General features: G+C 65.9%; 1 protein-coding gene. It reads right to left on the bottom strand.

Annotated elements, in window-relative coordinates; all coding sequences use genetic code 11:
• Positions 1-154: 154 nt before the first annotated feature.
• The coding region (locus J0A65_RS24650; RefSeq protein WP_206596879.1) for an alpha/beta hydrolase at positions 155-782 on the bottom strand (628 nt) is incomplete at its 5' end.

The following is a 782-nucleotide window of genomic DNA, read 5'->3' as shown; positions in this document are numbered from 1 at the left end:
CACGTAAACTGCGCTTCTTCGAGCGATTTCGCGGGGCCGCCATCGGTATTGCCTGACCTTCGCTCGACGACTTTCGTACAAAGCCTAGGACACCAGCGCAGATGACGATCTGCCACGGCGGCCCGCGCATGCGGCGGGCTGCCCGTGGCCCGACTCAGTAGCGTCGCGTGCTCATCAGCTCCTCCAGCACGCGGGGGGTGACGCGAAACGGAATCGACATGTGATCCTCGCCCGCTTCGAGCTGGAAATCGCTGCGCAGGCCGTACTGCGAAAGGGACTCCAGGCGCAGCTGCAGCGAACGCACGTCCTGGATCTCCTGCGGCATTTCCCGGTCGCCCACCCACATGCTCAGGCTGCGGTGGGTCAGGTCCAGCTCGCCGGCTCGCGCACGCTCGACGAACGCACGCTCATGCGCCAGCAGGTAGCGATCACGCCACCACAGGCTGGGGCTGATGGCGACCACGTGCTGGAACAGCTGCGGCCGGGTGAACAGCGTGTAGATGGCGAACATGCCGCCGAACGAGTGCCCGACCAGGCTGACCTGATCCCGATCGACCTTGAAGCGCTGGTTGACCCGCGGCATCAGGCGCTGCTCGATGAAATCGAGAAACAGGTCCTGGCCGCCCTGCGGCGGATCGTTGCGCTCGGGCAGTTGTGGCGGCGACAGGTCGAACGCACGACGCTCGAAATCCAGCGGCGTATCGCTGGGGTAGCCAATGGCGACGACGATTGCCTTGCGCCAGCGCTCCTGCGCCCGCTTGGCGGCATGCAACGCCGGGAAG

It is taken from the genome of Bowmanella yangjiangensis, assembly GCF_017255015.1.
Taxonomy (GTDB): domain Bacteria; phylum Pseudomonadota; class Gammaproteobacteria; order Enterobacterales; family Alteromonadaceae; genus Bowmanella; species Bowmanella yangjiangensis.
Note: the sequence above shows the minus strand (reverse complement) of the source record. Positions and strands in the feature narration are given on the sequence as shown.